The 2,720-nt window shown below is 74.2% G+C and carries 3 protein-coding genes and 1 pseudogene; all 4 read left to right on the forward strand.

Annotated features, from left to right (window positions below; translation table 11 throughout):
- Positions 1-233 (forward strand): annotated as a pseudogene (gene dnaK / locus AC2CJA_RS25925) (molecular chaperone DnaK); the annotation flags it as partial.
- The gene (grpE, locus tag AC2CJA_RS25930) at positions 230-922 is read left to right on the forward strand and encodes a nucleotide exchange factor GrpE (protein WP_484605102.1); all 693 of its coding nucleotides are present in this window, start codon (positions 230-232) and stop codon (positions 920-922) included. The pseudogene dnaK and the gene grpE, both read left to right, overlap by 4 nt.
- A gap of 33 nt (positions 923-955) precedes the next feature.
- Positions 956-2,140: a molecular chaperone DnaJ gene (gene dnaJ, locus AC2CJA_RS25935; protein ID WP_484605103.1), complete on the forward strand. Its 1,185-nt coding sequence runs from the start codon at positions 956-958 to the stop codon at positions 2,138-2,140.
- 5 nt (positions 2,141-2,145) lie between these two features.
- Positions 2,146-2,622, forward strand: coding sequence for a heat shock protein transcriptional repressor HspR (locus AC2CJA_RS25940; protein ID WP_241718506.1), 477 nt, complete (start codon positions 2,146-2,148; stop codon positions 2,620-2,622).
- The last annotated feature ends 98 nt before the right edge of the window (positions 2,623-2,720 follow it).

Consider the following 2,720-nt stretch of genomic DNA (forward strand, 5'->3'; position numbering starts at 1 on the left):
GGGGTGAGTCCGCCGGGGGTGACAGCACAGCGGCCATCCGCGAGGCCTCGGAGAAGGTGGCGGCCACCAGCCAGAAGCTGGGCCAGGCCCTGTACGCCGACGCCCAGGGCCAGCAGGCCGCGGGCGGCGAGGCCGGTGCCGCCGGTGCCGGCGGGAAGGCCGGCGGCGCGGACGAGGACGTGGTGGACGCCGAGATCGTCGACGACGACAAGCCCAAGGGTGGTGCGGCGTGACGGAGGAGACCCCGGGTTTCGAGCAGGAGCCCGACGTCCCCGCCGAGCCGGGCGAGCCGGGCGAGCGGCCCGGTGACGCGGCGCGGGACTCCAAGGCCGCCGAGGAGGCGGCCGAGGAAGCGGCTCCCGGTGGGTCCGGGGTGTCCGGGGACGCCGAGCGGGGGACGGCGCTGACCGCCCAGCTCGACCAGACCCGTACGGCGCTGAACGAGCGCACCCAGGACCTGCAGCGGCTCCAGGCGGAGTTCTCCAACTACCGCCGCCGGGTCGAGCGGGACCGGGTGGCGGTCAAGGAGATCGCCATCGCCAACGTGCTCACCGAACTGCTGCCGGTGCTCGACGACATCGGTCGCGCCCGGGACCACGGCGAACTGGTCGGCGGCTTCAAGTCGGTGGCCGAGTCGCTGGAGACGGTCGTGGCGAAGATGGGCCTGCAGCAGTTCGGCAAGGAGGGCGAGGCCTTCGACCCGACGGTGCACGAGGCCCTGATGCACTCGTACTCGCCCGACGTCACCGAGACGACGTGCGTGCAGATCCTCCAGCCCGGGTATCGCATCGGCGAGCGCACGATCCGCCCCGCGCGGGTCGGCGTGGCCGAGCCCCAGCCGGGCGCGCAGCCCGCCAAGGGCGGGGACCAGCAGGCGGAGACGGCAGCTGATGAGGAGAGCGGTGGCCCCGAGCAGGGCTGACGCGAGGGAACACCGGGAGGAGGGACGCCGGGGATGAGTACCAAGGACTTCGTGGAGAAGGACTACTACAAGGTCCTCGGCGTCCCCAAGGACGCCACCGAGGCGGAGATCAAGAAGGCGTACCGGAAGCTCGCCCGCGAGTTCCACCCGGACGCCAACAAGGGCGACGCCCGGGCCGAGGAGCGCTTCAAGGAGGTCTCCGAGGCCCATGACGTCCTGGGCGATCCCAAGCGCCGCAAGGAGTACGACGAGGCCCGCGCGCTCTTCGGCACCGGCGGTTTCCGCGCCGGCCCGGGGGCGGGCGGCCCCGGCGGCTTCAACTTCGACCTGGGCGACCTCTTCGGGGGCGCCCAGGGCGGCGGCGGGCCCGGGGCGGGCGGCTTCGGCGGCGGCCTCGGGGATGTCTTCGGCGGGCTGTTCGGCCGGGGCGGCGGCGCGGGCACGCGTACCCAGCCGCGCCGCGGCCAGGACGTCGAGTCCGAGGTGACGCTCAGCTTCACCGAGGCGGTGGACGGGGCCACGGTCCCGCTGCGGATGTCCAGCTCGGCGGCGTGCAAGGCCTGCGCGGGCACCGGCGACAAGAACGGCACCCCCAGGGTCTGCCCGACCTGCGTCGGCACCGGCCAGGTCAGCCGGGGCGGCGGGGGCGGATTCTCGCTCACCGACCCGTGCGTGGACTGCAGGGGCCGCGGCCTGATCGCACAGGACCCGTGCGAGGTCTGCAAGGGCAGCGGCAGGGCCACCAGCTCGCGCACCATGCAGGTCCGCATCCCCGCCGGGGTCTCCGACGGGCAGCGCATCCGGCTGCGCGGCAAGGGCGCTCCGGGCGAGCGCGGCGGCCCGAACGGCGATCTGTACGTCGTGGTGCACGTCGAGCCGCACCCGGTGTTCGGCCGCAAGGGTGACAACCTGACCGTCACCGTGCCCGTCACCTTCACGGAGGCGGCACTCGGCGGCGAGATCAAGGTGCCCACCCTGGGCGGCCCGCCGGTCACCCTGAGGCTCCCGGCCGGCACGCCGGGCGGCCGGACGATGCGTGCCCGCGGAAAAGGGGCGGTGCGCAAGGATGGCACCAGGGGCGACCTGTTGGTCACCATAGAGGTGACGGTCCCGGGGGAGCTGAGCGACAAGGCGAGGGACCTGCTGGAGTCCTACCGTGACGCGACCGCGGGCGAGGACCCGCGGGCGGCGCTGTTCAAGGCCGCGAAGGGAGAATGACCGATATGGACGGCTACGGCCGCGGACGACAGGGCCAGGGGCATGGGCGCGCCAACCCGTACGAGCTGACGGACGAGTCACCGGTCTACGTCATCTCCGTCGCGGCCCAGCTCTCCGGGCTCCACCCGCAGACGCTGCGGCAGTACGACCGGCTCGGTCTCGTCTCCCCAGACCGTGCTGCCGGGCGCGGCCGCCGCTACTCGGCGCGGGACATCCAGCTCCTGCGCCAGGTGCAGCGGCTGTCGCAGGACGAGGGCATCAACCTCGCGGGCATCAAGCGCATCATCGAACTGGAGAACCAGGTCGCGGCCCTCCAGGCCAGGGTGGCCGAGCTCCAGCAGGCGGTGGAGGGCGCGGCGGTGGCCATGCGCCGGCGCGAGGCGCAGGTGCACGCCTCCTACCGCCGCGATCTGGTGCCCTACCACGATGTGCGGCAGTCCAGCGCACTGGTGGTCTGGCGGCCCCAGCGCTCCGCCGACTGATCCGCGCTCAGCGCGGCGCCGGGGGCGCGGGCCCCTGAGACCCCCACGGCCCGGCCGCCGGCTTCCCGGCCGGGCCGGAGGCCGTCGCGGGCCCGGGC

The organism is Streptomyces sp. ATLC9 (genome assembly GCF_057196705.1).